3 protein-coding genes are annotated in these 2,079 nt (G+C 69.8%); all 3 read right to left on the bottom strand.

The window, feature by feature from the left end:
* Positions 1-1,101: DUF4139 domain-containing protein (locus Q0996_RS18485; protein ID WP_299623125.1), on the bottom strand; the 1,101-nt coding region annotated here is incomplete at its 3' end.
* Positions 1,102-1,240: 139 nt separating this feature from the next.
* A complete protein-coding gene (gene recR, locus Q0996_RS18480; RefSeq protein WP_299623124.1) occupies positions 1,241-1,849 on the bottom strand; it encodes a recombination mediator RecR in 609 nt (202 codons plus the stop codon).
* Between the two features lie 82 nt (positions 1,850-1,931).
* A partial coding sequence (locus tag Q0996_RS18475) for a YbaB/EbfC family nucleoid-associated protein (RefSeq protein WP_299623128.1) occupies positions 1,932-2,079 on the bottom strand: 148 nt, incomplete at its 5' end.

Here is a 2,079-nt window from a genome sequence, read left to right as displayed (position 1 = left end):
GAGAAACAGCGGCTGCTCCCCGGGCCCGGGCCCGTAGATGCGCACCACCCCGGCCGGCAGCGGCGTGCCCAGGCCCGCGTCGGTGCCGTTCTCCAGTTCGAGATCGAGACGTGCGGAGAGCGGGCCGATCTCCTCGACCCCCGGATTGCCGCTGACCAGGGCATCGAAGCGGTACTCCCGCCGCACCGCCACCGCCGCCGCGCTCATCAGGGGGATCTGCTTGGTCTCGCCGCGCAGCAGGGTCACCGGGCGGGTGACCTGATAGACGTAGCGGTCCGAGGCACCCTGGGGCGGCCCGGCCAGGTCCGCCGCCATCGCCGGGGCGGCCACCATCATCCTCTGCTGTTCCAGTTGCGGGACCACAGGGGGGCTCACCCGGTTGACCTCGCCCGCCACCAGGCGCAGGACCGCGTCCTCGAAATCGCTGCGGGTCGTATTGGTGAGGGTCACCAGCGCCGTCAGATCGAGGCGATCCTCCGTCTCGTTCAGCCGGGCCACATAGTCCGCCTGCCAGGACAGCCCTGAGGTCAGGTAGTCCAATTTCACGCGCTGCTCCCCGGCCTCGTCCACGGCAAGGCGCGCCAGCAGCGCCGGAGCGCTGCGCAGGCCCGGCGGAACCTCGGCAAAGGCGATGCGCCCCGGCGGAACGGTTTCGATCTGCTCGCCGATCCGCAGCACGATGCCACCGGCCAGGGACAGCACCTCAGCCTCGACGACCGTATCTTTGCCGGTCTGCGGGTGGGTACGGATCAAGCGTACGGTCTTCCCGAGGGAGGCCTCCAGAAGCCGCTGCGGTGTCAGAAGGTCGGCGGCAAAGCTCTGTTCCACCAGACGCACGCCCGGCGCGTCCAACAGCACCGACTGCGGCTGCAGCCGGTCGCTGACATCCTCGATGGCCAGCAGGGTCTCGCCGGCGGGCAGGCCGATCTGCCGGGTCTCGCTGACCAGCGCCAGATCCTGGTTGTAGACGGTAAGCGAGAGCGCGGTGCGGCTTTCTGCCGTCAGCGGGGTCTCCTCCGCCGCCGCGGGTCCGGCGCAGAGAACGGCCAGGCCCAGGACCACGGCCGCGGCCCGTCGGATGCGAGATTGATCAGATGCCATTGTCGAAAACCCTCGCTTCAGAATGCGTTGTACTCGTACGCGTTCACCGCGGGTACGAGCTCTCTGCGGCCTGCGGCAGCCTGAGCGCCAATTGGGGCGAGACTTTGGTCAAGGGCACCCGGCGTCGCGGCCCTGCAGCTCACGCCGGCCGGCGCGCCTTCAGGGCCGCCGTCAGGGTGCCGTCGTCCAGATAGTCCAACTCCCCGCCCACCGGCACGCCGTGGGCCAGGCGCGACAGCCTGGCCCCGCAGTCGGCCAGCCGTTCGCCGATGTAGTGGGCCGTGGTCTGCCCGTCGACGGTGGCGGAGAGCGCCAGGATCACCTCTTCCACCGCCGGTTCGCCCTCCCGGCGCCCGCGCACCCGTTCCACCAGCCGGGCCATGTGAAGCTGTTCGGGCCCACGGCCGTCGATGGCCGAGAGGGTGCCGCCCAGCACGTGGTAAGTACCCTTGAAGGCGCCGCTGCGCTCCAGCGCCCAGAGGTCGGCCACCTCCTCGACCACGCAGATCAGCTTGCGGTCGCGCTTGGGGTCCTGGCAGATGCCGCAGGGATCGCGGGTGTCGAGGTTGCCGCAGGTGGAACAGACGACGATGGCCTCGGCCGCCTTGGCCATGGACTCCGCCAGCGGCAGCATCAGCGTTTCGCGCTTTTTGATCAGATGCAGCACGGCCCGGCGGGCCGAACGCGGACCGAGGCCCGGCAGCCGCGCCAGAAGCTGGATCAGGTGTTCGAGATCGGCGGCAATCATGATGAGGCGATCATAAGCCGGCTGGCCGGGTTGCCACGCTCTCCGCGACGGGGCCGCGAAAGCGCAGGGCGCGCCCGGTCAGTCAAAAGGGCAGTTTCATGCCCGGCGGCAGGTTGAGCCCGCCGGTGACCTTCTGCATCTCCTCGGCGACCCTGGCCTCCACCTTGCCCTTGGCGTCGTTGACCGCCGCCACGATCAGGTCCTCCAGCACCTCGACCTCCTTGGGGTCG

Origin of the sequence: Pelagibius sp. (assembly GCF_028289705.1) — a bacterium.
Taxonomy (GTDB): Bacteria; Pseudomonadota; Alphaproteobacteria; order Kiloniellales; family Kiloniellaceae; genus Pelagibius.
This window is presented reverse-complemented; position numbering and strand designations above follow the sequence as displayed.

Bases quoted from the DNA above. Each gene is read 5' to 3' on its own strand.
- recR (WP_299623124.1), bottom strand. From the start codon at position 1,849: ATGATTGCCGCCGATCTCGAACACCTGATCCAGCTTCTGGCGCGGCTG.